Source organism: Pseudomonas sp. Sample_11, assembly GCF_004307505.1.
Classification (GTDB): Bacteria; Pseudomonadota; Gammaproteobacteria; order Pseudomonadales; family Pseudomonadaceae; genus Aquipseudomonas; species Aquipseudomonas atacamensis.
This window is the reverse complement of sequence record NZ_RCOD01000031.1, coordinates 111,095-137,488: the sequence shown is the minus strand read 5'-3', so window position 1 is coordinate 137,488 and position 26,394 is coordinate 111,095. Positions and strand designations below refer to the sequence as shown.

Sequence of the window (26,394 nt, the reverse complement as noted above, 5' to 3'; positions counted from 1 at the left end):
CCGTCGTGCGCAAAAAGGCCGACAGTCTACGCGCTCAGCTCAGTTGATGACGATAGGGCAAATCCGGACCGGTTTTGCTGCAGGTCAGTGCGGCGGCTTGTACGGCGAACCTGAGCATGCCGTCGATTTGCTCTCGACTGAGCTGCTGCACGCCTTCGACGGAGTCCAGCGAGTGCTCCGTCAGCCAGGTGATCAGCGCCGCCTGGAAGGTGTCGCCGGCGCCTACCGTATCGGCGATCTGAATCTGATTGGCCGGCACCGACCACGAGCCATGGGCGCGACTGAACACCGTTGCGCCGTCGCCACCGCGCGTCAGGAAGACGATCTGGCAGCGATGTTCGAGCCAGCCTTCAATGACGTTTTGCGGATCCTGCTCGGGATAGAGCAGGCTCAGATCCTCGTCGCTGACTTTGATCAGATCGGCCAGGCGCACCAGCGTGACGATGCGCTCGCGCCATAGATCGATGTTCGGCTCGGGATTGAGGCGCACGTTGGGATCGAGGCTGATCAGGCGTTTGCCGCTTTCGCGCTGAACCAGCTTAAGCAAGGTGTCACCAATAGGCTGCACCACCAGCGAAAACGAGCCAATGTGCAGGCCGCGCACCTCGTCGCCGAGCGTCGGCAGATGTGCCTCGCTCAGTTGCCGGTCGGCGCAGCCTTCGCCACGGAAGCTGTAATGCGGTGAGCCATTGGCGCCTACCGCGACCATCGCCAGGGTGGTCGGCGCGGCGAAATCCACCAGATAGTCCGGGCGCACACCTTCGTCCTGCAGGACTTGCTGCAAACGCCGGCCGAGGTAGTCGGTGGACAGCCCACCGAAGAGCGCCGAGTCCACGCCCAAGCGGCGCAGTCCGACGGCGACGTTGAACGGCGAGCCGCCGGCAATCGCCTTGAAATTGACTTTCGAGGCCAGACCACTGGCATCGTTTTCGCTGAAGAAATCAAACAGGGCTTCGCCACACACCAGGTACATAGTTGTTTGCTCGTTATAGGGTTGCGACATGCTGTTGATAGCGTTCGTAGGCCTGCTGGAACGCCGCGACATTGGCGGCGATCGGCAGGGTTTCGCTGCCTGCGTCGAGTTTCACGCAGCGCTCGCACAGCTCGGCCAGGGAGACATCATCGCCGTGAGAGCGCGACGCGCACCACGCCGCTTGAATCGCCGCGCCCAGTGCGGCTGCTTCGCTCTGTTCGGTGCAGATCACCGGAGCGTTCATGATGTCGGCGACGATCTGCCGCCACACCGCGCTCTTCGAGCCGCCGCCGATCAGGCAAATGCGCAGGCTTTGTAAACCATTCTGGCGGAGCAAATCCAGCCCGTAGCGTAAACCGAAGGTGGTGCCTTCGACAGCGGCGCGGCACAGGTTGGCTTGGGTCAGATTGTCCATGGTCAGCCCGTGCAGGCTGCCGGTGGCGTGGGGCAGGGCGGGGACGCGCTCACCGTTGAGGAACGGCAGCATGCTCACGCCTTCGGCGCCGATCGGCGATTGCGCGACCAATTCGTTGAAGGTCGGCAGGTCGAGCTTGAACAGTTCGCGAATGGCGCCGGTGGCATTGGTCAGGTTCATCGTGCAGATCAGCGGCAGCCAGCCGCCGCTCGACGAGCAGAACGTGGCAACCGAGGCATCGGCGCTGACGCTCGGCTCCTCCGAATAGGCGTAGACCGTGCCGGACGAACCGAGGCTCATGGTGATCGCGCCGGGCTGGATATTGCCGGTACCGATCGCTCCCATCATGTTGTCGCCGCCGCCGCTCGAGACCACCGCGTTGGGGTTGATGCCGAGTTGCTCGGCGATTGCCGGCAGGAGAGTGCCGACGGCCGCGTGCGCGTCGATCAGCTCCGGCAGTGCGGTTTGCAAACGGCCGCTGGCGTCGATGTCGCGCAGGATCTGCACATCCCATTGCCGCGTGCGCACGTTGAAATAGCCGGTGCCGGAGGCGTCGCCGTATTCGCTGCAAGCGCGGCCGGTGAGCCAGTAATTGAGGTAGTCGTGGGGCAAAAGGATTCGGGCGATGCGTGAGAATACGTCGGGATGCTGCTCTTTGGTCCACAGCAGTTTCGACACCGTGTAGCCCGGCGCGATGACCACGCCGAGGCGTTCCAGCGAACCTTTCTCGCCGCCCAGTTGCGCGAGCAAGCGGTCGTTTTCAGGGGTGGTTTCGGTGTCGCACCAGAGCTTGGCCGGGCGCAGCACTGCGCCTTGCTCATCGAGCAGCACCAGGCCGTGTTGCTGGCCGGAGACGCCAACGCCGAGGATCGCCTGGCCGTCGACGTTCGCCGCTTGCAAGGCCTGGCGGGTGGCGCTGACGAATGCATCGAGCCACTGCTGGACGTCTTGTTCGCGGCGGCCGTTGGCGCCGCTGATCATCGTGTGCGGCGCCGCGCCCAGACCGAGCACCTGCCCGCTGCCGGCATCGAGGATAATCGCTTTGGTGCCTTGGGTGCCGCAGTCGATACCCAGGAAGAGCTTTGTTGTTGTCATGAACACTCCACGGCTGCTCGTTCCCATGCTCTGCGTGGGAACGCCTCAATAGACGCTCTGCGTCCGCTTTTGATGGGACGCGGAGCGTCCCGGGCTGCATTCCCACGCAGAGCGTGGGAACGATCAGGTCGCGAGAACTTTTTCCAGAGTCCGCGAAACCCCAACTTCGCGCAAACTCTGGCAGCACCACTCGAACGCTGCAACAAACTCCGCCGACTTCGGTATCGCTGTGCCGAAAATCTCTTCAACACCCAGCAACCGCTCCGTGGTCAGCCCATCGTCCGCTACCAGACTTTGGCAGAAAGCCGCTCGCGGGTCCGGAATCGAATACGTATCGCCATTCTCATCCACGCCCTTCAAATACAACGCCCACGCCGCCACGACCAGTGCCGCGCGTTTGGTCTCGCGGCCATCGGCAATCAGCCGATTGATCGTCGGCACGGTGAACTTGGGAAACTTCGACGAACCATCCGAACACACGCGCTCCAGTTGATCGGCAATCGCCTGATTGGAGAAGCGTGCCACCAGCGTGTCCTTGTATTCGCTCAGATCAATGCCCGGCACCGGCGCCAACTGCGGCGTGACATCCAGATCCATATAAGCGCGCATGTACCGCACGAACAGCGGATCGTTCATGGTCTCGTGGACGAAGCGATAGCCCTTGAGAAAGCCCAGATACGTCAGCGCCAGGTGACTGCCGTTGAGCAGTTTGATTTTCATCTCTTCGTACGGCGACACATCGTCGGTGAACTGCACGCCGACCTTTTCCCACGCCGGGCGGCCGTTGACGAATTTGTCCTCCAGCACCCACTGCACAAACGGTTCGCAGACCACCGGCCAGGCATCGTCGACGCCGTGTTTGTCGGCCAGTTGCAGGCGATGCGCGGTGCTGGTCATCGGCGTGATGCGATCGACCATGGCGTTGGGGAAGCTGACGTTCTGGTCGATCCAGTCGCGCAGATCCGGATCACGCAGGGCGGCGAAAGCCAGCAGCGCCTTACGGGCGACGGCGCCGTTGTGCGGCAGGTTATCGCAGGACATCACAGTAAATGCCGGAACGCCCGCCGCACGGCGTTTGGCCAACGCTGCGCAGAGGAAGCCGAACACGGTGCCCGGCGTTTCGGGATGGGCGAGGTCGTGTTGAATCTGCGGCAGATGCGCCATGAATTCGCCGTTGCTGTCGTCGATGCAGTAACCGCCCTCGGTGATGGTCAGCGAGACGATGCGGATCTGCGGTTCGGCGAGTTTGTCGATCAGCGTTTGCGCGCCATCTTCGGCCAGCAGCATGTCGCGGATCGCGCCGATGACGCGCACTTCGGTGTCGTCGCTGTCGCCCAGTTCGAAGAGGGTGAACAGGTAATCCTGCTCGCGCAGATCATCGCGGGCACGGCGATCTTCCGGTCGCAGGCCGACGCCACAGATTGCCCAGTCCAGTGCTTCGCCAGTGTTCATCAAGGCATCGGTGTAATACGCCTGATGCGCGCGGTGGAAACCGCCGACGCCGATGTGGGCGATGCCCTGGCGTGTGTCGCTCAGGTTGTAACCCGGCAGTTGCACTTGGGCGGCGAGGCGATTGAGGTTCTGTTGGTTGAGTTTCATCGGATAGTCTCGAAATCAGGCGGCAGCGCGCAGTGGGCGAGTCAGCGCCACACCTTCAGCGTCGAACAGGTGACAGTGAGTCGGGTCCAGGCGCAGGCTCAATTGCTCGCCATAACGGCTGGCCAGGTCGCCGCGCACGCGCATAGTCAGGGCTTCACCGGCGCTGGTGGTGACGTGGCAGAAGGTGTCGCTGCCAAGGCGTTCGCTGACATCGGCAGTCACCTGCAGCGTGCAGTCGCCAGGTTGCGCCAGCTCCAGGTGTTCGGGGCGAATGCCCAATGTGACTGCGCTGCCGACACTGAGGTTGGCGGCGTTGAACGGCAGGGTGATGCGCGTGCCGGCGTCCAGCGAAACTTCGCAGCTGGCGCCGTCGATGCGGGCAATCTTGCCTTTGAGGAAACCCATTTTCGGCGTGCCGAGAAAGCCTGCGACAAACAGATTGGCCGGGTTGTGATACAGGTCCAGCGGCGAGCCGACCTGCTCGATCTTGCCGCCATTGAGCACCACGACTTTGTCGGCCATGGTCATCGCTTCGACCTGGTCGTGGGTCACATAGATCATCGTCGCTTGCAGGTCTTTATGCAGGCGCAGCAACTCCAGACGCATCTGTACGCGCAACGCCGCGTCGAGGTTCGACAGCGGTTCATCGAAGAGGAAAATCTTCGGGTTGCGCACGATGGCACGGCCGATCGCCACGCGCTGACGCTGACCGCCAGACAGCTGTTTGGGTTTGCGCTCAAGCATCGGCCCGAGCTCGAGAATGCGCGCCGCTTCGCCAACCTTGCGCTCGACCTCGGCTTTCGGCACGCCGGCCAGATCGAGGGCGAACGACATGTTCTTTTTCACCGTCATGTGCGGGTACAGCGCGTAGGTCTGGAACACCATCGCCAGATCGCGCTTGGCCGGGCTGACTTCAGTGATGTCGCGGCCATCGAGTTCGATGGTGCCGCCGCTGACCTCTTCAAGGCCGGCGATCAGGCGCAGCAGGGTGGATTTGCCGCAGCCCGACGGGCCGACGAAGACCACGAATTCCTTGTCGTTCACTTCAAGGTCGATGCCCTTGATGATGGAAAAGCCTTCGAAGCCTTTTTGCAGATTATTGATTTTCAGGTTGGCCATGAGATGGGCCTCCGCATTGTTGTTTTTCAAGATCAAAAGATCGCAGCCTGCGGCAGCTCCTACAGGAGATTTAAACCGATTCGACATTCCATGTAGGAGCTGCCGAAGGCTGCGATCTTTTGCTTTTCAGTTCACTTCACGGCACCGAACGAGAGGCCGCGCACCAGTTGTTTCTGGCTGATCCAGCCAAAGATCAGAATCGGCGCACAGGCCAGGGTCGAGACCGCCGACAACTTGGCCCAGAACAACCCTTCGGGGCTTGAATACGAGGCGATCAACGCGGTCAGTGGTGCGGCATTCGAAGAGGTCAGGTTCAGCGACCAGAACGCCTCGTTCCAGCACAGGATCAGCGACAGCAGCACGGTCGAGGCGAGGCCGCCCTTGGCGATCGGCAGCAGCACGCGGACCATTTCCTGCCACAGCGTCGCACCGTCGAGGCGGGCGGCTTCGAGGATGTCTTTGGGGATGTCCTTGAAGTAGGTGTAAACCATCCAGACCACGATCGGCAGGTTGATCAGCGTGTAGATCACGATCAGCGCAATGCGCGTGTCGAGCAGGCCGAAACTCTTGGCCAGCAGGTAGATCGGCATCAGCACGCCCACCGGCGGCAGCATCTTGGTCGAGAGCATCCACAGCAGCGTGCCTTTGGTGCGCTGGGTTTCATAGAACGCCATCGAGTAGGCCGCCGGCACCGCGATCAACAGGCACAGGGCCGTGGCGCTGAACGAGATCACCACCGAGTTCCAGGCGAAGCTGAAGTAATCGCTGCGCTCGTTGATGTGCAGGTAGTTCTCCAGCGTTGGCGTGAAGATGAACTGCGGCGGCGTGGCGAAGGCGTCGATTTCGCTCTTGAAACTGGTCATCACCATCCAGAAGATCGGGAAGAAAATCACGATCGCGATGGCCCAGGCCAGGGTGCCGAGCAGCAGGCTTTGCAGGCGGCGGGATTGTTGAAGGGTCATGGCAGGCCTCACGCTTTGTCAGTCAGGTTTTTGCCGATCATCCGCACCAGAATGATCGCGGCGATGTTGGCGATGACCACGGCAATCAAACCGCCGGCCGAAGCCATGCCGACATCGAACTGCACCAGCGCCTGGTTGTAGATCAGGTAGGCGAGGTTGGTCGAGGCGTAGCCGGGGCCGCCGTTGGTGGTGGTGAAGATTTCGGCGAACACCGAGAGCAGGAAGATCGTTTCGATCATCACCACCACAGCAATCGGCCGCGCCAGGTGCGGCAGGGTCAGGTGCCAGAAGATCGCGATCGGGCCGGCACCGTCCAAGCGTGCAGCTTCTTTCTGTTCCTGATCCAGCGACTGCATGGCGGTCATCAGAATCAGGATCGCGAAGGGCAGCCATTGCCACGAAACAATGATGATGATCGACAGCAGCGGATAGTGCGCCAGCCAGTCTACCGGTTGCGCACCGAACAGCTTCCAGATGTAGGCGAGGATCCCCGAGACCGGGTGGAAAATCAGGTTCTTCCAGATCAACGCGCCGACGGTGGGCATGATGAAGAACGGCGAGATCAGCATCACCCGCACCAGGCCGCGACCAAGGAATTCGCTGGCCTCCAGCAACGCGCTGATCAACACACCGAAGACCACACTGATCAGCAGCACGCTGCCGACCAGCAACAACGTATTGGTCGCGCCGGGCATGAAGCCCGAATCGGTGAGGAAGTAAGTGAAGTTCTCAAGCCCGACGAATTCGTTCTCGCCGGGGTAGAGCAGGTTGTAGCGGATCATCGAAAAGTACAGGGTCATGCCCAGCGGCACGATCATCCACAGCAGCAACAGCGCCACCGAAGGGCTGACCAGAAACCAGCCGGGATTGCGCACCCGCAGCTTGCGCTGCGGTGGCGACAGGTCGATGTGGGCTTTGGCAGTTGAAGTATTCATGGCATTCACAACCGAGTCATACAGACCTATGGAGATCCCCATGTGGGAGCGAGCCTGCTCGCGAAAGCGCTGGGTCAGTGTCATGTGTGTTGGCTGACACGACGCCTTCGCGAGCAGGCTCGCTCCCACAAGAGGCAGGAGCAAGTCGTTCAGCGCTTACTTGGGATAACCCGCGCGCTTCATCTCGCGTTCCGTGGTCTGCTGCGCCGCCGCCAGCGCCTGATCCACCGTGGTCTGGCCGATCAGCGCTGCCGAGAACAGCTTGCCGACCTGGGTGCCGACTGCCTGGAATTCAGGAATGGTCACCAGTTGAATGCCGATGTAAGGCACCGGTTTCAGCGTCGGTTTGCTCGGGTCAGCGGCTTTCAGCGATTCCAGCGTCACTTTGGCAAACGGCGCGGCGCTCATGTACGCATCGCTGTAGGTCGAAGCGCGGGTGCCCGGCGGCACGTTGGCGATGCCATCGGTCTTGGCAACCAGTTCGCCGTACTCTTTGGACGTGGCCCAGGCGCTGAAGGTTTTTGCTGCGTCCTTGGCCTTGGAGCTGGTCGGAATCGCCAGCGCCCACGAATACAGCCACGCCGAGCCTTTATCCGTGACCTGATGCGGGGCGAAGGTGAAACCGACGTGATCGGCGACCTTGCTCTGGGTCTTGTCGGTAACGAACGAGCCGGCGACGCTGGCGTCGACCCAGATCGCGCATTTGCCGCTGTTGAACAAGGCGAGGTTTTCGTTGAAACCGTTGCTCGACGCGCCCGGCGGGCCGGATTTCTTCATGGTGTTGACGTAGAAATTCAGCGCATTTTTCCATTCGGGGCCGCTGAATTCCGGTTTCCACTGCTCATCGAACCAGCGTGCGCCATAAGCATTGGCGACCGTGGTGACCAGCGCCATGTTCTCACCCCAGCCGGCCTTGCCGCGCAGGCAGATGCCGTACTGCTCCTTGTCTTTGTGGGTGAGCTTTTCGGCAAACCCGGCGATCTCTTCCCAGGTCGGCCGCTCCGGCATGGTCAGCCCGGCTTCCTTGAACAGGTCGGTGCGGTAATAGGTGATCGAACTCTCCGCGTAAAACGGCAGCGCATACAGCGAACCCTTCACCGACAGGCCTTCGCGCACCGACGGAAAGACATCGTCGAGGGCGTAACTGGCCGGCAGGTCCTTCATCGGCTCCAGCCAACCCTTGCCGCCCCAGAGTGCGGCTTCGTACATGCCGATGGTCAACACGTCGAACTGGCCGCCCTGAGTGGCGATGTCGGTGGTCAGGCGCTGGCGCAGGACGTTTTCTTCCAGCACCACCCAATTGAGCTTGATGTCCGGATGCTCGCTCTCGAAGGTTTTCGAGAGTTTCTGCATGCGGATCATGTCGCTGTTGTTGACGGTGGCGATGGTCAGGGTCTGGGCGCCAAGGCTGACGCTGCTGAGGGTCATGCAGGTGAGAGCGAGCAGAGCTTTTGCAGTGGGTTGCATCGTGCACTCCTTTTCTGGCACCCGACGGGGCAGAAGGACAGTTATTGTTTTTGTGTCTTCCGAATGCAGGAAGAATCTGCGCTGATTACAGCCTTCCACGGCGGGGCTGACAAATCATCCCTAGCACTTTTGTTGATACTTTTTTGCACTGGGGTTTGGGCGGGGGAACGCAGGGAAGGGGTTTTGCGCGAGGGACCGTTAGCGAATGCGTACAGATTTCGCCAGCCGGGGCACGGTTTTTTGTGGGAGCGAGCCTGCTCGCGAAGATGGTGTGTCAGCCACAGGATTTTTCACTGACAGACCGCTTTCGCGAGCAGGCTCGCTCCCACAGGTGGCGTGTCGTCAGAGATGGTTCTGTTCAGTCAGCCGCTGCACCGCCAGCCGTCGATAGTGCGACGGCGTCATGCCCTTGAGTTGCTGAAAGCGTCGATTGAAGTTGGAAATATTGTTGAAGCCCGACTCGAAGCACACCTCGGTCACCGGTTTGTCGCCGTCGGCCAGCAGCTCACAGGATTTGCTGATGCGCAGGCGGTTGACGAATTCAATGAAGTTGCGTCCGGTGGCCTGTTTGAATACCCGGCTGAAATAGGTCGGCGTCATGCCCAGGTGCTCGGCCACTTCTTCCAGTGAAATGTCCCGGGCGTAATGGCTGAAGATGTAATCGACCGCGCGGTTGGTGCGGTCGATGTTGTGTTCGTCGGCCAGTTGCGGGGTGGTGGCACCGGACAGCAACTGGTAATCCTCACTGGCCGCAAGCAATTCCATCAGGATGAAAAAATGCCCGAGGCGGGTGATGCCAGTGCTGTCGGCGATCCGCTGCATAAGCGTCATGGCCTGACGAATCGTGCGCTTGCAGCGAAATTCGATGCCGTACTGCGCGCGCTCAAGCAGTGGCGCCAGGGATTTCAGCTCAGCGAACACCTGGTGGCCGCTCTCGAACAGTTCGTCGGTGAAGTTGACCAGCATGTCGCGCTTCTCCACCACTTCATCTTCAGCGACCTGGCTGATCCAGTTGTGCGGCAGGTTGGGACCGGTCAGAAACAGGGTTTCCGGATAGAAATTGCCGATGTAATCGCCGATGAACACTTTGCCGGAACTGGCAACGATCAGGTGCAGTTCGTATTCCTTGTGGAAATGCCAGCGCACCAGCGGGCAGGGGAAGCCGTGCTGGCGGTAGATGATGGACAAGCCGTTATGGTCGTCCATCAACTCGTAGGAAGGGTCGGTCACGCGAGCGGTTCGGGTCATGACGAGGCACTTTTTTATTATCGCTGCGCGATCATGCCTCGTTTTTTGCCATTTGTGCCACTTCCGACCGGCCGTCCCTGGAGACCGCTCAGCTGAGCTTGTCGCGGGCCTTTTGCAAGTTGGCCATTTGGCAGAAGCGCACGATGTTCGAATTCTTGATGAAGTCGAAATTGATGATGTTGCACTTGCGCGCCCAATCGGATTTTTCCGGGTCGAACCACTAGTCAAGACTGTCGAGGATTCGCTGTGGGCCGCCGAGTGTGTAACTGGTTGCCGACAGCGACCACGGGCGGCGCGTACTGACAGGTGTGCTCAGTACGTTGTCTATATAGCCATAAAGATCCGAGGTGCTGACCTGTGATTTGCCGATCCACTTGTGATTGATCTGGCTATAAAAGCGGAAGTCCAGGGTTTCCCAGGTCATCGGCGCAGCTACCATAATGCGCTGCAATGGATCGATGGCTTTGAGTTGGCCAATTGTCAGATGCAGATTTTCGGTGGGAATGATCCGTTCCCCAAGGTGCTCCAGCAAAGCTGTTCTGAATTCCTCATGGTTGAATGGATCTGTAGCGTTGGAAAGTTCATGAAAGTCCAGAACGATAAACTCGTTCGGGCTTCTTTCATAAAACCCCTTGAGGTCTCTGATCAGGTCTTCAAGCGTTCGCGAAGAGTTGAATCCATTGTGCTGGAAACGGAATCTCGCCAGTTGTTTCGCCTTGCTGTTGTAAACAAGGCGTACATCAAGTGCGCGAGCGCCGCGATTCAACTGCGAATAAAACGAAACGTCCTGACAGGCAAGCCAGTTTTTACCGGGAATCAGGGCATAAGAAGCTTCCCAGTCACAGCCGGCGTTGTGCGCGCCGGGCAGGGTCATTTCGAATAACGAAAGATTATCGATTTGTGGTGAATCAGCCATCCATTGATGGGTTGGTATATCGTCGAAGTTTTCCATGTTGCATATCCTGCGAAGTGGTTGATTAGTTGCGCGCAGGATGTTTATAGGCATGTTCGCGTTATTGCGAAAGTTCGCTTTTAATGCAAGTCATGTAATTGATGTAATCAACGCTCTGTTGGATTCAACTGGTTTTTCGCTTCGATCCATTGAGCCATGTATTGAGTGCTTTTGAGTGTGTGATGTCGCAGCATGGCGCCGGTGAAATTGTCGTTTCTAAGTTGTGCCAAGTGTTGTCGGCAATCATCTATCCGGTTGATCAGACGCGGGCCATGTACGCTGCGCTGATAACGTTGCTGCAAAAGTGCCGAAGCCTGAATCTGCGCCTGCTGCCAGCGCGCTGGATCTTCGTACAGTTGCACGGCCTGTTCGGCGAAGGTATTTGCGTCCAGGGCAACGGCTCCCGGCCAAGGAGCATCGCCGTGCATGGCTTCGGCGCCGATCGGTGTCGTCACGCTTGGCGTGCCACAGAGCATGGCATCGACAAGTTTGCCCTTGATTCCCGCGCCAAAGCGCAATGGCGCGAGGCAGACCCGCGCTGCGGACATCACTTCAAGCGCATCTTCGGCCCAGTCCATGATGTGAAAGCCTTGGGCCGGGTTGTGCAATGCGGTGGCTTTGGGCGGCGTATAGGCGCCATAGATATGCAGTTGCGCGCGAGGCAAGCGCGCGCGGATCAGCGGCCAGAGCGTGGTCTTCATCCAGAGCACGGCATCCCAGTTTGGCGCGTGACGGAAGTTGCCAATGCTGAGGAAATGCGCGCGCTCTTCGAAACCTGGCGCGGTGGTGTCCGGAAGATCAATCATCAACGGACACCAATGCAGGATTTGCCGAGGCAGGCCGAATTCCTCCACCAGCAGGTCGATCTCGACTTCGGAAATCATCAGGTTCAAATCACACCGGTACAGCGCAGCGATTTCCCGTTTGGCCAGATCGGTGCTCGCCATCAGCTGGAATTCTTCGTGCAATGCCGGTGCGAACAGTTCAGTGAAATCAGTCTGCTCATCGTCGCTTTTCAGCCGGTCTTTCAGACGCTGATGACGCGCATGCCGCAGGCTTTGCAGGTCGGAGGTTTCCAGGATGCGCAGGGCGTCCGGGCAGTGTTTCTCCACCCGCCAGCCAAACTGTTCTTCCATCATGAACTGATCGAACAGCACGATATCCGGCGCCAACTCGCTGATGAACGTATCAAAGCTGCTGTTGTTGAGTTCGATCGGCACTTCGCGAATGCCCAGCGCCGTCAGGTCAGCCTTGTGTTCCCCCGGGCCGGCCGGGCTGCTGAACGTGATGTCCCAGCCTTGCTCGAGGAACGCTTCAAGAATCTGCATGACATGCCCGCTGGCCGCCGAAGAGCGGGGCTCGGGCCAGACGTAGCCGATGACCAGGACTTTGGTGGGAACGGAGTGGGACATCACTGTATTCTCGGCGCGTAAAAAGGGCGCAATTAAACCACAGTGATGCGTGCTCATCGCCAGTGCCGGTTGATCACGATTGCTCGGGTTCCAGCCAATGCCGGTAGATGCGCAGGACTATTCCAGCATGGATTTGACCTTGTCGCGTAACTGGTCAATCGAAAACGGTTTGCCGATGACATGCATGTCGCCGGGTACTTCGATAGTCTCGGCATAACCGCTGGCAAACAGGATGGGCAGAGCAGGGCGCAGCTGACGGGCCTTTTGAGAAAGTTCGCGGCCATCCATGCCAGGCAGGCCGTGGTCGGTCATCATCAAATCGATGTCTTTGCCAGGATTCGCAAGAATCTCGAGTGCCGCGTTGCCATCATCAGCCTCCAATACCGTGTATTCCAGCTCTTCCAACACATCCACGATGAGCATGCGCACGATGTCGTCATCTTCTACGACAAGGATAGTGGAGGCATTGGCAGACATGGCAGGACTCTCAAAAATTGAAATCGGGGGATACCGGGCAAGCGAATTTTGCCGGACTCTTGCATGAGTAAGTGGCGCATAGCCACAAGTTCCCGAGCTGATACAAAAAAGAACAGGTCAGTGCGGTGCGGCAAGGATAACCGTTGGCGTCGTCCAATGCGCAGGCGCGCGTAGGAAAATGCCATCATTTGTGTGAGAAAAATGGATCCATGGCGGGGTTTTGGGGCAAACTCTCGGGTTTTCAACAGTTCGACAAGGCTGCCCCATGTCCTCTCCGTCCTCGGTTGATGAACAACGGTTCCGCAAACTTCTGAGTCGCAACGTCAGCCTGCCGCTGGGCGTCGGCGTGCTCAGCGCCGTGTTCTTCGTCTCGCTGATCACTTATTTGCTGTCGGTCATCCAATGGGTCGAGCACACCGACCGGGTGATCAATAACGCCAATGAAGCGGTGAAGCTCACCGTTGATCTGGAAACCGGCATGCGCGGCTATCTGCTCAGCGGTGACGAGCACTTCCTCGACCCGTACGAAGTTGCCAAGCCGCGTATCGAGGTCGCTCTCAATACATTGCTGGAGCTGACCGCCGATAATCCGGTGCAGACCGATCGCTTGCGCCGTTTGCAAGCCTTGCAGGTGGAATGGGCCAACTACGCGCAATCGATGATCGATCTGCAGCGCAGCAGCGGTGATTATCGAGGCGCGGTCAAGGCCGGGCGGGGCAAGCGCCTGACCGATGAAATCCGCAAGCAATTCGAGGACGTCATCGAGACCGAGCAGGTGCTGCGCGCCACGCGCAACGAGGATGTGCGCCGCACGACGATCTGGAGCATCACCCTTTACCTGATCTTCATCGTTGGCATCAGCGGTTTGCTGGCCTACATCGGCCGCCGTGATCTGCTCAACCTGTCGACCAACTACAGCGCCAACCTCGCCGCGCAACTGGCCAGCGCCGAACGCCTCGAGAAACAGGCGTGGCTGCGCAACGGCCAGACGCAACTGGCCGAGCAGGTGTTGGGTCAACTGACGCTGAACCTGCTGGGGCGCAACATTCTGCAATTCTGCGCGCAATACCTCGGCACTGCCGTCGCCGCGCTTTATGTGCGCGAAGAACATGGCGGCCTCAAGCGCGTGGCGACTTATGGTTTCTCCCGCGAGCAGGAAGAGCTCAATCAAACGATTTACAGCGGTGAAGGCATCGTCGGCCAAGTGGCAGAGCAGGCACGCCTGATCCGTCTCGACGCGGTCCCGGGCGACTATTTCAAAGTCAGCTCCGGTCTCGGTGCAGGCCTGCCGCACAGTGTGCTGGTGGTGCCGACCAGCGATGATGACCGGGTCAACGGCGTGATCGAACTGGGTTTCCTGCGTCCGCTGTCCGAGCGCGACATCGAACTGCTGGAATTGATTGCCGGCAACATCGGCACCTCGATCGAAGCGGCGCGTTACCGTCAGCGCTTGCAGGAAGTGCTCGCCGAAACCCAGCAGCTCAATGAAGAGCTGCAAGTGCAGCAGGAAGAGCTGAAGACTGCCAACGAAGAGCTGGAAGAACAGTCGCGGATTCTCAAGGAATCCCAGGCGCATCTGGAAACCCAGCAGGTGGAGCTGGAGCAGACCAACGAGCAGCTCGCCGAACAGCGCGATGCGATGGACAAGAAAAACACCGAGCTGAATCAGGCGCAGATCCAGCTCGAAGAGCGTGCCGAAGAGCTGCAACGCTCGAGCAAGTACAAATCCGAATTCCTCGCCAACATGTCCCACGAACTGCGCACGCCGCTCAACAGTTCGCTGATTCTGGCCAAGCTGCTGGCGGAGAACCCGCAGCAGAATCTGTCGGCGGAACAGGTCAAGTTTGCCGAATCGATCTATTCGGCCGGCAACGATCTGCTCAACTTGATCAACGACATTCTCGACATTTCCAAGGTCGAGGCCGGCAAGCTTGAAGTGATTGCCGAAAACACCCGCGTCGATCGTCTGGTCGACGGCTTGCGCTCAATGTTCGAACCGTTGGCGGCGGACAAGAAACTGGCCTTCAGCGTCGAGGTTCAGCCGGACGCACCGGGCTTGCTGTTCACCGACCGTCAGCGTCTGGAGCAGGTCATCAAGAACCTGCTGTCCAATGCGATCAAGTTCACCGAGCACGGCGCCGTCAGCCTGAGCATCACCGCGCAGCCGAATGATCACATCGCTTTCAGCGTCAAGGATTCCGGGATCGGTATCGCTGCCGATCAGCAGGAAAGTATTTTCGAGGCGTTCCGTCAGGCGGATGGCACCACCAATCGCAAATACGGCGGCACCGGCCTTGGCCTGTCGATCTCGCGGGATCTGGCGACGTTGCTCGGCGGTTCGATCAGCGTCGACAGCGTGCCGGGGCAGGGCAGCACGTTTACGCTGGTGTTGCCGCGTCAGTATCACGAATTCGGTGAAACGCCGGCCGCGCCGCTGACCTTCCACCCGGCACCTGTGACGCCTGCGCCAGTCGCGGTTGCCGCGCCGGTAGTATCGGCGATTCCGGCAGTCATCCCGCGCTTTGCCGACGATCGCGACAAGGCACCGTTCGCCACCCGCTGCATTCTGGTGGTGGAGGACGAACCGAACTTCGCCCGTATCCTCTATGACCTGGCCCATGAGTTGGGCTACATGTGTCTGGTCGCCCACGGCGCTGACGAAGGTTACGACCTGGCCCGCGAATTCGTGCCGGATGCGATCCTGCTCGACATGCGCCTGCCGGATCATTCCGGTCTGACCGTGCTGCAACGCCTGAAAGAACGCGCCGAAACCCGGCACATTCCGGTGCACGTGATTTCCGTGGAAGACCGAGTCGAAGCGGCCATGCACATGGGCGCGATCGGCTACGCAGTGAAGCCGACCACCCGCGAAGAGCTCAAGGATGTGTTCGCCCGCCTCGAGGCCAAGCTGACGCAGAAGGTCAAACGCGTGCTGCTGGTCGAAGACGACGATCTGCAACGCGAAAGCATCGCGCGGCTGATTGGCGACGAAGACATCGAAATCACTGCCGTCGGCCTGGCCCAGGACGCCCTGGAATTGCTGCGCACGACCATCTACGACTGCATGGTCATCGACCTCAAGCTGCCGGACATGCTCGGCAACGATCTGCTCAAGCGCATGTCCACCGAGGACATCTGCTCGTTCCCGCCGGTCATCGTTTACACCGGACGCAACCTGACCCGCGACGAAGAGGCCGAACTGCGCAAGTATTCGCGCTCGATCATCATCAAGGGCGCACGCTCCCCGGAGCGGTTGCTCGACGAGGTCACACTCTTTCTGCACAAAGTCGAATCGCAGCTGTCCCATGAACGGCAGAAGATGCTCAAGACCGCGCGCAGCCGCGACAAGGTCTTTGAAGGTCGCAAAGTGCTGCTGGTGGACGACGATGTGCGCAACATATTCGCCCTGACCAGCGCGCTGGAACACAAAGGCGCAGTCGTGGTGATCGGCCGTAACGGCCGCGAAGCGATTGAGAAACTTCATGAAGTCGAGGACATCGACCTGGTGCTGATGGACGTGATGATGCCGGAGATGGATGGCTTCGAAGCCACCATGGAAATCCGCAAGGATCCGCGCTGGCGCAAGCTGCCAATCATCGCGGTAACGGCCAAGGCCATGAAGGACGATCAGGAGCGCTGCCTGCAAGCGGGCGCCAACGATTACCTGGCCAAGCCCATCGACCTTGATCGTCTGTTCTCGCTGATACGTGTGTGGTTACCGAAAATGGAACGCATCTAGTGGAACGCAGCAGTCCGGCCGAGCGCAACAGCGAAATCGAATTACGCTTGTTGATCGAGGCGATTTACCTGAAATACAGCTATGACTTTCGCGACTACTCTGGCGCTTCGATCAAGCGCCGGGTGCAGCACGCGCTGAGTCAGTTCGAGTGCGCGACCATCTCGGCCCTGCAAGAAAAAGTCCTGCACGACCCGACCGCGTTCATGCAGCTGCTGCAACTGCTGACGATCCCGGTCAGCGAGATGTTCCGCGATCCGTCGCACTTCCTGGCGATCCGCAACGAAGTGGTGCCGCTGCTGCGCACCTATCCGTCGCTGAAGATCTGGATTGCCGGCTGCAGCACGGGCGAGGAGGTCTACTCGATGGCGATCCTGCTGCGCGAAGAAGGCCTGCTCGACCGCACGATCATCTACGCCACCGACATCAACCCGCGCTCACTGGAGAAGGCCAAGCAAGGGATTTTCTCCATGGAAAACGTCCGCGCCTACACTGCCAACTATCAGCAGGCCGGCGGTCAGCGTTCGTTTGCCGATTACTACACGGCAGCCTACGGCTACGCGATTTTCGACAAGAGCCTGTGCGAGAACGTGACGTTCGCCGACCACAGCCTGGCCACCGACAGCGTGTTCTCCGAAACCCAGTTGATTTCCTGCCGCAACGTGCTGATCTATTTCAACAAGAAGTTGCAGGACCGGGCGTTCGGGCTGTTCCATGAATCGTTGTCGCATCGCGGCTTTCTGGTGCTGGGCAGCAAGGAAACCCTGGATTTTTCCAACTATTCGAATCAGTTCGAGGCGTTGGTCAAACAAGAACGGATCTACCGCAAATCATGAACGACACCCCGAGCCTGCCTCGCATCGAGGCCGTCGTGATCGGCGCCTCCGCAGGCGGTGTCGAGGCGTTGCTGACCCTGCTCGGGCCATTACGCAAAGGCTATGTGCTGCCGATCATCATCGTTCTGCATCTGCCGGAAGAGCGCCGCAGTCATCTGGCCGAAGTGTTCTCCCGCCGTGTAGCGATGCCGGTCAAGGAAGCTGAAGACAAGCAGGACATTGAAGCCGGCACGGTGTATTTCGCCACCCCCGGTTATCACTTGTCGGTCGAAGCGGATCGCAGCCTGTCGCTGAGCCTGGAGGACCGCGTACATCATTCGCGGCCGTCTATTGATTACCTGTTTGAATCGGCCGCTGATGTTTACGGCGAGACACTCGCCGCCGTCCTGCTGACCGGCGCCAATCAGGATGGCGCGCGCGGGCTGGCCTGCGTCAAGCAGTGCGGCGGCCTGACCATTGTTCAAGACCCCGATGATGCACAAGTCGCCACCATGCCCCAAGCTGCACTGAACGTTCTGCAGCCGGATCATGTCCTACCCATTCACGGCATCGGCCGTCTGCTAGTCGAGCTGGAACGAATCGCATGCTGAGTAATATCCAAGCCAAACTGTTGATCGTTGACGATCTGCCAGAAAACCTGCTGGCGCTGGAAGCGCTGATCAAGCGCGAGGATCGCACGGTCTACAAGGCTCTGTCGGCGGACGAAGCACTGTCGCTGTTGCTGCAACACGAATTCGCCATGGCCATTCTCGATGTACAGATGCCCGGCATGAACGGCTTCGAACTGGCCGAGTTGATGCGCGGCACCGAGAAGACCAAGAACATTCCGATCATTTTCGTCAGCGCCGCTGGCCGTGAACTCAACTACGCGTTCAAGGGCTACGAAAGTGGTGCGGTGGACTTCCTGCACAAGCCGCTGGACATTCATGCGGTGAAGAGCAAGGTCAACGTTTTCGTCGATCTGTATCGCCAGAGCAAGGCCATGAAACAGCAGGTCGAGGCGCTGGAGCAGGCCCGACGCGAGCAGGAAGCGCTGCTGCAACAGCTGCAAAGCACTCAGCTTGAGCTGGAACAAGCGGTGCGCATGCGCGATGACTTCATGTCCATCGTCGCCCACGAGGTGCGTACACCGCTCAATGGCCTGATCCTCGAAACCCAGCTGCGCAAGATGCACCTGGCGCGGGACAACGCCGCAGCGTTCACGCTCGACAAGATGCAGGCAATGGTCGACCGCGATGAGCGGCAGATCAAAAGCCTGATTCGCCTGATCGAAGACATGCTCGATGTCTCGCGGATACGCACCGGCAAACTGTCGATCCGGCCCAATCGTTTCGATCTGGTGCAGTTGGTCAGCAATCTGCTGCAGAACTTTGCTCCGCAAATGGAGGCGGCAGAAACCAGCGTTTCCTTCGAGGCATCGGCGCCGGTAGAAGGTTGCTGGGACGAGTTCCGCATCGAGCAAGTGGTGTCCAATCTGCTGACCAATGCCTTGCGTTATGGTGGTCGCAGCCCGATTCAGGTGCGCGTCTACCGCGAAGGCGAGGAGGCGCGGGTCGAGGTCCAGGACCACGGCATCGGCATCAGCGCCGAGAACCAGAAGCGTATTTTTCAGCAGTTCGAACGGGTATCCGCCAAGACGGTGGTGGCCGGGCTCGGGCTGGGTCTGTTCATTTCCGAGCAGATCGTCGCCGCCCATGGCGGCTCCATCGTCGTCGAGAGTGAAATCAACGAGGGCGCCCTGTTTCGCGTTTGTCTGCCGATCCAGGAAAACGGCATATCCGACGCAACCTCTGAGTGACCACACGGTCGTATCAGCAGCTATTGACCGAACAAAGGCTTCCCATGAGCGTAGATGCGCAAGATGTAGTACTCGTCGTCGAAGACGAACCGGTTATCTTGATGGTCCTGGCGGATTACCTGTCAGGGCAGGGCTATCGCGTGTTGCAAGCGGAAAATGGCGAGCAGGCTTTCGAGATCCTCGCCAGCAAACCTCACCTGGACATGCTGATTACCGATTTCCGCCTGCCGGGCGGGATCTCCGGCGTGCAGATCGCCGAGCCGGCAGTGAAGCTGCGACCGGACCTGAAAGTGATTTTCATCAGCGGCTATCCGCAGGAAATCCGTGAAACCGGCAGCCCGATCACCAGCAAGGCACCGATCCTGGAAAAACCGTTCGATCTGGATGTGTTGCAGGAAAAGATTCAGGAATTGCTGGCCTGATATGTTGGAGCTGCCGAAGGCTGCGATCTTTTGATTTTGCTTTTTATAGATCAAGGTCAAAAGATCGCAGCCTTCGGCAGCTCCTGTAGATTCAGCTATTGATCATCTCGCGCACCTTGGCGGTGAGCAGATCAAAGGTGAAGGGCTTGGTGATCATCTGCATTCCCGAGTCGAGGAAGCCACCGCGCACCGCCGCGTGCTCGGCATAACCGGTGATGAACAACACTTTCAGACCTGGCCGATACTGCCGACCAACCTCCGCCAGTTGACGACCGTTCATCCCCGGCAGACCAACGTCACTGATGAGCAAATCAATACGTTGCGTCGAATTTAGGATCGGCATGGCGCCGTCGGCATCACCGGCCTCCACGAACGCATAACCCAACTCACTGAGCACGGCGCTGACCAACACGCGCACTGCCGGATCGTCTTCGACGATGAGTACGGTTTCGCCATCCATCGCATACGGAGCCTGCTGCGAATCCGAGACGGGAATTTCCACTTCTTCACCACGGAAACGCGGCAGGTAGAGTTTTACCGTGGTGCCTTCATCGATTTCACTGTCGATCGACACATGCCCGCGCGACTGCTTGCTGAAGCCATAGATCATCGACAGTCCGAGGCCGGTGCCCTGGCCGATCGGCTTGGTGGTAAAAAACGGATCGAACGCACGGCTGACGACGCTCTGCGGCATGCCGCTGCCATTGTCAGTGACGCTGAGCATCACGTAATCGCCCGGCTCCAGATTGCTGTAAGCCGCGGTGAAATCGCGATGCAGCACCTGGTTGCTGGTTTCCACCACCAGTTTGCCGCCCTCGGGCATCGCATCACGGGCATTGATTACCAGGTTGAGCAGGGCGCTTTCCAGTTGATTGGGATCGGCTTCGGCCACCCAGAGGTTGTCGTCCAGGCGCATTTCCAGATGAATGCTTTCATTGAGGCTGCGTTGCAGTAGCTCGCCCATCGACAGCACCAGCGTGTTCATCTGCACGGCTTTCGGGTCGAGGGATTGCCGGCGGGAGAACGCCAACAAGCGGTGAGTCAGGCCGGCGGCGCGGTTGGCGGAGGTCACGCCTAGATCGATCAGACTGTCGAGGTCTTCGGTGCGGCCCCGGGCCAGACGTCGGCGCAGCAGCTCCAGGCTACCAATGATGCCGGTAAGCATATTGTTGAAGTCGTGAGCGATGCCGCCAGTGAGTTGGCCGACCGCTTCCATTTTCTGCGATTGGCGCAGCGCTTCTTCGTTGTGGCGAAGCTGTGCGGTGCGCTCTTCAACCTGTTGCTCGAGGGTTTCCAGAGTTGATTGCAGGCGTCGTTCGCTTTCACTCAGGTCGATCAGCCGATCGCGCGCTTCATATTGTCGTCGCCGCCCACGCAGGGCGGCGGAGACCAGACTGACCAGCGTCGCGGGATGGAAGGGGCGCTCGAGAAAAGTCACGTTGCCGAGCAGGGTGCTGAGACGCGACGGCGGCCCTTGTTCATCGCCGCCATGATGAGTCAGCAGCACGATGGGCATGTCCGACCAAGCGGGCTGCTGGTCAAGGTAGGCGATAAGCCCTTCCAGTTCCGGTCCGCGCAACGCCTCAGCAGCAATCAGCAGCAATCCGGCGCCGACCTCCAGTTCCGTGCACAGAGCGCCGAGATTCGGCGCCACCATGCCGCCGTAACCGGCTTCGTTGAGAATCATCAACGCGATCTGGCTGTCGCGACCCATGGGCGCCAGCACCAGCACCCGCTCGGCCAACGGCGTGTTGACCGTCACAAGCTTTCATCCTCAAGCAATGGATTGCTCGCTCCCATGTAGGTCGGCACGCCACGCAGCACGCCCTGGAAGGATTCCAGCGGTTGGCCGATGGTCATGCCACGCGAGGAGATCCGGTATTCACGGATGGTCGACTCGTGGTTGCCGGTACGTTTCTTGATAATCGAGATCGCCCGGCGGACTTTGCCGAGGGCTTCGAAGTAGCGCAACAGAATCACCGTGTCGGCCAGGTAAGTGATATCGACAGGCGCCTGCATATCGCCCACCAGACCGTGCTGGGCGACCGTCATGAAAGTCGCCGCGCCTTTGCGGTTAAGGTACAGCAGCAGCTCGTGCATGTGCAGCACCAGCGCGTTTTCTTCCGGCATCGCTGCCTGATAGCCGTTGATGCTGTCGATCACCACGGTTTTGATACCCAGCTCATCGACGCAACGGCGCACGCGATGGGACAACTCACCGGGAGACAATTCGGCGGCGTCTACTTGTTCGATCAGCAGATTACCGGTGGCCTGCAAGGCTTTGAGGTCGATGCCGAGATGACGCATTCGTTCGAGCAGCAGGCCCAGCTCTTCATCGAAAATGAACAGCGCGGCTTTTTCGCCTCGGGCCACCGCTGCGGCGGCGAAGATCATCGAAATCATTGATTTGCCGGTACCGGCCGGGCCGAGAATCAGCGTGCTGGAGCCGGTTTCGATGCCGCCGCCGAGCAGGGCGTCCATTTGCGGGATGCCGCTGGACAACTGCAGCCGCGCGTAGTCGCCGCGATGTTCCGCCGCTACCAGGCGTGGGAAAACATGGACGCCGTCGCCCATGATGGTGAAATCGTGGAAACCGCCACGGTATTTCTGCCCGCGATACTTGACCACTCGTACCCGACGACGCTCGGCGCCGTAGCTTGGCGTCAGCTCTTCAAGGCGAATCACGCCGTGGGCGACACTGTGCACGGTCTTGTCGAGGGATTCGGTGGTCAGGTCATCGAGCAGCAGGACGGTGGCGTCGTAGCGCACGAAGTAATGCTTGATCGCCAGAATCTGCCGACGATAGCGCAACGAGCTCTGCGCCAGCAGACGGATCTCCGAAAGGCTGTCGAGCACTACACGGGTCGGTTTGAAGCGTTCGACCACTTCGAAAATCTGCCTGGTCGCCTCGCCCAGTTCAAGGTCCGAGGAATACAGCAGGCTTTGCTGGTGTTCGGCATTGAGCAGGCTTTCCGGCGGTGTCAGCTCGAAGATTTTGATGTTTTCGTTCAGCTCCCAGCCGTGGGAGAGCGCACCTTGACGCAGTTCTTTCTCGGTTTCCGAGAGAGTGATGTACAAGCAACGTTCCCCGGCCAGCGCACCGGCGCGGAGGAAATGCAAAGCCACGGTGGTTTTGCCGGTTCCGGGTTCCCCCTCGAGCAAAAACACATGGCCGCGAGACAGGCCACCGGCAAGGATGTCATCCAGACCTACAATGCCGACGGCGGCCTTTGCACTGATCAACTCGTTTGATGTAGTCAAAAAACGCCCTCTTATGACTAGGGTAATCCGGCGGCTGGCTTAAGTGAGCCGCCTGAATAACTTGACCTCAGGGCATGTTCACGGTTCCGCTTTTTCTTTCGACAGGTGGTTGATTGCACCCGCTTTACCTTGATTAAAGACCCTGTTGCAGGGCCGGGTCGTCCGGATTCAGCTGCTCCAGTTGCGCCAGCAGAATCTGCACATTCTGCAATTGGCCGCTTTCCTTCCAATAGTTGATCAACAACACCCGCGCCTTGCGGTCGGCGGGGTGGCGCTGGACGATTTCCTGCAGTTGTTTCTGCGCCGCTTCCAGTTCTTCCGCGCTGTGCAGAGTGGTGGCGAGGTCGTAGCGATAATCCTTGTTGTCCGGTTCCAGCTCGACTGCTTTGGACAGGCCGAGCAGGGCATATTCGCGCTGGCCGTGGTGCAGCAGCCACAGGCCGAGGGCATGTTGCAGATAGGCCGAATCGGGCTGCGTCTTGAGTTGGCGGGCGAGCAACTGGCGAGCGGCATCGCTCTGGCCCTGGCGGTCGAGCACATCGATCTGCATGACCAGCGCCGGCAGGTTGCCTGGTTCCAGGCGCAAGGTATTGTCCAAAGCCTGTTGGGCCTGTTTGTATTCGGCGTTGTGAATATAGAGACGGGCCAGTTGCGCATAGTTGGCGGCGCTTTCCGGCTGGCTTTCCAAGGTCTGTTGCCAGCCGTCGATGGCCTGCTGTAGCGGTGCGAAATACAGGCCGAGCTCGTCCGGGGCCAGGCCGAGCAGGGCATTGATCGCGGCGAAACGGACAGTTTGTTCTTCATCATCAAGCAACGGTCCTAGCAGCAGACTGCGCTGCCCGCCGGGCACCAGACCGACGATGCTTTTGATCGCTGCGACGCGAACTTGCGGCGCTTCGTGATGCAAGTCGATGTCCGCCAGCTTCAACGCCTGCGGACTGGGGTAATTGGGCAACTCGCCATGCAGCCAGACCCGGCGCTTGACCGAGATGTCCGGGCGGCCCAATTGCTGGTACAACTGGCGCGCCGCTCCGGGTTCACCGGTGCGCGCGGCGTTCAGCGCTTCGCTGTAGCCATGTTTGATAGCATCGGGGATGGTCGGAGTGCTGCTGCGCCAGGACAGCCAGACGACGCCGAGGATCAGTACGAGGCCTAAGCCGATCAGCAGGTTGCGGCGGGACTGAGTCATGCGGGTTTCCGAAAGCTTCGAACTTGAGCAGAGCGGCAAGCTTCGTTCAGCTTGGCGCGTGAGTCAAACCGTTGCCAGCGAATCGTCCTACAACACGTGTCGACTGTGAAATCCGTCAGGCTTTTGCTGCAATGTCTACGCTTGCAGAAGTCGTTTTAAAGAGAGTGCCCATGTCTGCGCTGTACACCTATTTCAAGGCTTTGATCCATCCCGGTCAGGCTGTTCTGCTGTTTGCCCTGCGGACCATCGCCGCCGGGCTGTTGACCCTTTATCTGGCGTTCATCTTCGATCTCGAACAGCCGAAGTGGTCAATCATGGCCGTGGTGATCGTCAGCCAGCCACTGGCAGGGATGGCACTGGCGCGCAGTTTCGGCCAGGTGATCGGCACCACCGTGGGTGCGGCGGTGGCGGTGCTGATCATGGCGATTTTCCCTCAGGCGCCGCTGCCGTTCATCACGACATTGGCGTTGTGGCTGGCGCTGTGCACGGCGGGCGGCACCTTGTTGCGCTACACCAGCTCCCAGGCGTTCGTGCTCAGTGGTTACACCGCAGTCGTGGTGGCCTTGCTGGCGATTCCGGATCAGGACGGCACCTTTCTGCTGGCGGTCACCCGCGTCACCGAAACCCTGTTGGCGGTTGCCTGTGTCTGTGTGGTCAGTTTGCTGACGGCCCGGCCTGAAGCCGTCGCCAAGGGCTATTTCACCAAAATCGATCAGGTCATAAAACTGGCCGCCAGCCACGCCGCCGAAGTGCTTCGCACGGAAGAAAGCGAAGCCGATTTCCAGCGTCGGCAGATGCAGCTGCTCGGCGAGATCAGCGCACTGGAAGGTTTACGACGTCATTTGTATTTCGATGCCCCACGTTTGCGCGATGCCGACAATCTGGTATTGCTGCTCGGCAATCAACTGATGCTGCTGACCTCGCGCCTGACCGCGCTGCGTCATCAGCGCGAATTGCTCATCGAACGCTGGGAGGGTGATCTGCCGCTGGAGGTCCAGCAGCTGCGTGCCGAGGAACTGGCGTTGCTTGAGCAACTGGCGCAACAGGGCCGCGCGCTGTCTGGCGCCGATCGGCAGCGTTTCGTCACCTTGCAGCAACAGTTCGAAGCATTGGCGTACAAGGCCGAGCAGCAGACCGAGAACATGAGCGCGACCCTGCGTTCATTGGCTTGGGCGCTGCGTTGGGAGCAGGCGCGCCTGTTGCAGCAACTTGAGCAGATCCTCGAACTGAGCGACGCGATTCAGGAAGGGAGCCCGGCCAGTTGCCTCTATCGCGGCCAGAGCAGTCCGTTGCACCTGGATTTCACCCTGGCCTCGATGAATGCGATCCGCGCCTTTACCGCGCTGTTGGTCAGCGGGTTGATCTGGATCGAAACGGCCTGGGATGGCGCGCGCGGCGGAATGATTCTGGTGGGGATTCTCTGCTCGCTGATGGCGACTTTTCCGCGTCCGCTGATGGCTGCGCAAAGCTATGCGCGAGGCTTGGGCCTGGCGCTGGTGGTGTCGGCGTTCTACCAGTTCATGCTGGTGCCGGCGATCAGTGATTTCGAGCTGCTGGCCTTGCTGCTGGCGCCGCTGCTGTATGCCATTGCTGTGGGCATTTCCAGTCCGGCCACCGCCGGCATCGGCATGGGCCTTGGGCTGTCGAGTTTTCTCATGCTCGGACCGCAAAATACCGGCACTGGGCAGAACACGGCGATCCAATGGTTCGAATTCGGCGGCGCCTACGTCAGCGCAGCGATGCTGGCCCTGATCGTTTATGCGCTGATCTTCCCGTTCCGCCCGGCCTTGCGCATCCGCCGCCTGTACGGCGAAGCGCGGGAGCAGGTGTACCAGCTGAGCAAATTGCCTGCGACCGATGAACAACAATTCGCTTTCGAGAGTCGGATGACCGATCGCCTGACCAGCATGCTCGGCCTGCTGCCAGCGGCGAACGATCGTGCCATGCAGCGCTTGTATGAAATCAGCCTGGCATGCGTGGCCTTGGGCGTGGCGATGCATCAGCTGCGGCAGCAGGCGCAGAACAATGGGTTGCTCACCGATGCGTTCGGCCAACGCCTGGCGTCGGCGTTGCGCAAGACCGGTCGTTTGGTTGCCGGTCGCGACGATGTCCAGCTTGCGGCGCTGCTGGCCACGTTGCACCAGCTCGGAGACGAGCTGGACGAGCTGCACGCCGTCAGTCATGAACATCTTTGGTCGGTGTTTCGCATGCGTGTGGCGCTGCTGATTGTGGTGTCGTTCCTTGAGCGGCACGGCGATTATTTGCAACCTCAAGGCCTGGAAGGAGAACCGCAACTTGCCCATTGATTTCGAAATTGGCGGGGTTTATCTGCCGCCGATTGCCCAGGCACTGTTACTGGCGATTCCGATTTTCATGTTGCTGGACTGGTGTCTGCGGCGCCTCGGCGTGCTGCGCCTGGTGTGGCATGAAGCACTGTTCGAAGGCGCGCTGTATGCCTGTGTTAGCGCCACGCTGATTCTGTTGATGGGAGCCTGATG

General features: G+C 59.6%; 21 protein-coding genes. 7 read left to right on the top strand and 14 right to left on the bottom strand.

All coding sequences use genetic code 11. The features are described 5' to 3' along the window. Positions 1 to 34: 34 nt before the first annotated feature. From D8U60_RS07905 to D8U60_RS07855, 11 genes are all read right to left on the bottom strand, one after another. Positions 35 to 973 carry a carbohydrate kinase gene (locus D8U60_RS07905; protein WP_130899856.1) on the bottom strand — a complete coding sequence of 313 codons (939 nt, stop codon included), beginning with the start codon at positions 971 to 973 and terminating at the stop codon, positions 35 to 37. A 13-nt stretch (positions 974 to 986) separates the two neighbouring features. Further along, positions 987 to 2,483 (bottom strand): xylulokinase, encoded by a 1,497-nt coding sequence (gene xylB, locus D8U60_RS07900; protein ID WP_130899855.1) that lies wholly within the window; start codon positions 2,481 to 2,483, stop codon positions 987 to 989. 123 nt (positions 2,484 to 2,606) lie between these two features. After that, positions 2,607 to 4,082: a mannitol dehydrogenase family protein gene (locus D8U60_RS07895; RefSeq protein ID WP_130899854.1), complete on the bottom strand. Its 1,476-nt coding sequence runs from the start codon at positions 4,080 to 4,082 to the stop codon at positions 2,607 to 2,609. 15 nt (positions 4,083 to 4,097) lie between these two features. Next, the gene (gene ugpC / locus D8U60_RS07890) at positions 4,098 to 5,201 is read right to left on the bottom strand and encodes a sn-glycerol-3-phosphate ABC transporter ATP-binding protein UgpC (protein ID WP_130899853.1); all 1,104 of its coding nucleotides are present in this window, start codon (positions 5,199 to 5,201) and stop codon (positions 4,098 to 4,100) included. 131 nt (positions 5,202 to 5,332) lie between these two features. Further along, entirely contained in the window at positions 5,333 to 6,163 is an 831-nt protein-coding gene (locus D8U60_RS07885) for a carbohydrate ABC transporter permease (RefSeq protein WP_016774872.1), read from the bottom strand. A gap of 8 nt (positions 6,164 to 6,171) precedes the next feature. Further along, the gene (locus D8U60_RS07880) at positions 6,172 to 7,098 is read right to left on the bottom strand and encodes a sugar ABC transporter permease (protein WP_041480415.1); all 927 of its coding nucleotides are present in this window, start codon (positions 7,096 to 7,098) and stop codon (positions 6,172 to 6,174) included. 156 nt (positions 7,099 to 7,254) lie between these two features. Continuing rightward, entirely contained in the window at positions 7,255 to 8,565 is a 1,311-nt protein-coding gene (locus D8U60_RS07875) for a sugar ABC transporter substrate-binding protein (protein WP_056789755.1), read from the bottom strand. A gap of 342 nt (positions 8,566 to 8,907) precedes the next feature. Then, on the bottom strand, positions 8,908 to 9,813 hold the full coding sequence (locus tag D8U60_RS07870; RefSeq protein WP_130899852.1) for an AraC family transcriptional regulator: 906 nt from the start codon (positions 9,811 to 9,813) through the stop codon (positions 8,908 to 8,910). A gap of 220 nt (positions 9,814 to 10,033) precedes the next feature. Further along, entirely contained in the window at positions 10,034 to 10,765 is a 732-nt protein-coding gene (locus D8U60_RS07865) for a phospholipase (RefSeq protein WP_347237647.1), read from the bottom strand. A gap of 107 nt (positions 10,766 to 10,872) precedes the next feature. Beyond that, positions 10,873 to 12,177 (bottom strand): glycosyltransferase, encoded by a 1,305-nt coding sequence (locus D8U60_RS07860; RefSeq protein WP_130899851.1) that lies wholly within the window; start codon positions 12,175 to 12,177, stop codon positions 10,873 to 10,875. A gap of 117 nt (positions 12,178 to 12,294) precedes the next feature. Further along, positions 12,295 to 12,654, bottom strand: a complete 360-nt coding sequence (locus D8U60_RS07855) for a response regulator (protein WP_130899850.1) — start codon at positions 12,652 to 12,654, stop codon at positions 12,295 to 12,297. A 265-nt stretch (positions 12,655 to 12,919) separates the two neighbouring features. Here D8U60_RS07855 and D8U60_RS07850 point away from each other — a divergent pair, with 265 nt between their 5' ends. Genes D8U60_RS07850 through D8U60_RS07830 form a run of 5 tightly spaced genes read left to right on the top strand, consistent with a single transcriptional unit; the run spans position 12,920 to position 19,446 of the window. Next, on the top strand, positions 12,920 to 16,393 hold the full coding sequence (locus D8U60_RS07850; protein WP_130899849.1) for a response regulator: 3,474 nt from the start codon (positions 12,920 to 12,922) through the stop codon (positions 16,391 to 16,393). Next, positions 16,393 to 17,226 (top strand): protein-glutamate O-methyltransferase CheR, encoded by an 834-nt coding sequence (locus tag D8U60_RS07845; protein ID WP_041480257.1) that lies wholly within the window; start codon positions 16,393 to 16,395, stop codon positions 17,224 to 17,226. Before D8U60_RS07850 ends, D8U60_RS07845 begins: the two co-directional genes overlap by 1 nt. Beyond that, positions 17,223 to 17,816 (top strand): chemotaxis protein CheB, encoded by a 594-nt coding sequence (locus D8U60_RS07840; RefSeq protein WP_125916384.1) that lies wholly within the window; start codon positions 17,223 to 17,225, stop codon positions 17,814 to 17,816. The genes D8U60_RS07845 and D8U60_RS07840 overlap by 4 nt, the downstream gene beginning before the upstream one ends. Further along, on the top strand, positions 17,810 to 19,024 hold the full coding sequence (locus D8U60_RS07835; protein ID WP_130899848.1) for a hybrid sensor histidine kinase/response regulator: 1,215 nt from the start codon (positions 17,810 to 17,812) through the stop codon (positions 19,022 to 19,024). The genes D8U60_RS07840 and D8U60_RS07835 overlap by 7 nt, the downstream gene beginning before the upstream one ends. A 44-nt stretch (positions 19,025 to 19,068) precedes the next feature. Next, positions 19,069 to 19,446, top strand: a complete 378-nt coding sequence (locus D8U60_RS07830; protein WP_122611341.1) for a response regulator — start codon at positions 19,069 to 19,071, stop codon at positions 19,444 to 19,446. Between the two features lie 91 nt (positions 19,447 to 19,537). Here D8U60_RS07830 and D8U60_RS07825 read toward each other — a convergent pair whose 3' ends face one another. The 3 genes from D8U60_RS07825 to D8U60_RS07815 all read right to left on the bottom strand — a co-directional run bounded on the left by D8U60_RS07825 (position 19,538) and on the right by D8U60_RS07815 (position 23,896). After that, the gene (locus D8U60_RS07825; RefSeq protein ID WP_122611340.1) at positions 19,538 to 21,208 is read right to left on the bottom strand and encodes an ATP-binding protein; all 1,671 of its coding nucleotides are present in this window, start codon (positions 21,206 to 21,208) and stop codon (positions 19,538 to 19,540) included. Next, entirely contained in the window at positions 21,205 to 22,707 is a 1,503-nt protein-coding gene (locus tag D8U60_RS07820; protein WP_122698197.1) for an ATPase domain-containing protein, read from the bottom strand. The genes D8U60_RS07825 and D8U60_RS07820 overlap by 4 nt, the downstream gene beginning before the upstream one ends. A gap of 133 nt (positions 22,708 to 22,840) precedes the next feature. Beyond that, positions 22,841 to 23,896, bottom strand: coding sequence for a tetratricopeptide repeat protein (locus D8U60_RS07815; protein ID WP_130899847.1), 1,056 nt, complete (start codon positions 23,894 to 23,896; stop codon positions 22,841 to 22,843). A 170-nt stretch (positions 23,897 to 24,066) separates the two neighbouring features. Between D8U60_RS07815 and D8U60_RS07810 the strand changes: the two genes are divergently transcribed. After that, positions 24,067 to 26,202 (top strand): FUSC family protein, encoded by a 2,136-nt coding sequence (locus tag D8U60_RS07810; protein ID WP_130899846.1) that lies wholly within the window; start codon positions 24,067 to 24,069, stop codon positions 26,200 to 26,202. Further along, on the top strand, positions 26,192 to 26,392 hold the full coding sequence (locus D8U60_RS07805; RefSeq protein WP_130899845.1) for a DUF1656 domain-containing protein: 201 nt from the start codon (positions 26,192 to 26,194) through the stop codon (positions 26,390 to 26,392). The genes D8U60_RS07810 and D8U60_RS07805 overlap by 11 nt, the downstream gene beginning before the upstream one ends. The last annotated feature ends 2 nt before the right edge of the window (positions 26,393 to 26,394 follow it).

Bases quoted from the DNA above. Each gene is read 5' to 3' on its own strand.
- D8U60_RS07875 (WP_056789755.1), bottom strand. From the start codon at position 8,565: ATGCAACCCACTGCAAAAGCTCTGCTCGCTCTCACCTGCATGACCCTC.
- D8U60_RS07840 (WP_125916384.1), top strand. From the start codon at position 17,223: ATGAACGACACCCCGAGCCTGCCTCGCATCGAGGCCGTCGTGATCGGC.
- ugpC (WP_130899853.1), bottom strand. From the start codon at position 5,201: ATGGCCAACCTGAAAATCAATAATCTGCAAAAAGGCTTCGAAGGCTTT.
- D8U60_RS07810 (WP_130899846.1), top strand. From the start codon at position 24,067: ATGTCTGCGCTGTACACCTATTTCAAGGCTTTGATCCATCCCGGTCAG.
- D8U60_RS07855 (WP_130899850.1), bottom strand. From the start codon at position 12,654: ATGTCTGCCAATGCCTCCACTATCCTTGTCGTAGAAGATGACGACATC.
- D8U60_RS07815 (WP_130899847.1), bottom strand. From the start codon at position 23,896: ATGACTCAGTCCCGCCGCAACCTGCTGATCGGCTTAGGCCTCGTACTG.
- D8U60_RS07880 (WP_041480415.1), bottom strand. From the start codon at position 7,098: ATGAATACTTCAACTGCCAAAGCCCACATCGACCTGTCGCCACCGCAG.
- D8U60_RS07870 (WP_130899852.1), bottom strand. From the start codon at position 9,813: ATGACCCGAACCGCTCGCGTGACCGACCCTTCCTACGAGTTGATGGAC.
- D8U60_RS07895 (WP_130899854.1), bottom strand. From the start codon at position 4,082: ATGAAACTCAACCAACAGAACCTCAATCGCCTCGCCGCCCAAGTGCAA.
- D8U60_RS07850 (WP_130899849.1), top strand. From the start codon at position 12,920: ATGTCCTCTCCGTCCTCGGTTGATGAACAACGGTTCCGCAAACTTCTG.
- D8U60_RS07830 (WP_122611341.1), top strand. From the start codon at position 19,069: ATGAGCGTAGATGCGCAAGATGTAGTACTCGTCGTCGAAGACGAACCG.
- xylB (WP_130899855.1), bottom strand. From the start codon at position 2,483: ATGACAACAACAAAGCTCTTCCTGGGTATCGACTGCGGCACCCAAGGC.
- D8U60_RS07885 (WP_016774872.1), bottom strand. From the start codon at position 6,163: ATGACCCTTCAACAATCCCGCCGCCTGCAAAGCCTGCTGCTCGGCACC.
- D8U60_RS07865 (WP_347237647.1), bottom strand. From the start codon at position 10,765: ATGGAAAACTTCGACGATATACCAACCCATCAATGGATGGCTGATTCA.
- D8U60_RS07905 (WP_130899856.1), bottom strand. From the start codon at position 973: ATGTACCTGGTGTGTGGCGAAGCCCTGTTTGATTTCTTCAGCGAAAAC.
- D8U60_RS07860 (WP_130899851.1), bottom strand. From the start codon at position 12,177: ATGTCCCACTCCGTTCCCACCAAAGTCCTGGTCATCGGCTACGTCTGG.
- D8U60_RS07835 (WP_130899848.1), top strand. From the start codon at position 17,810: ATGCTGAGTAATATCCAAGCCAAACTGTTGATCGTTGACGATCTGCCA.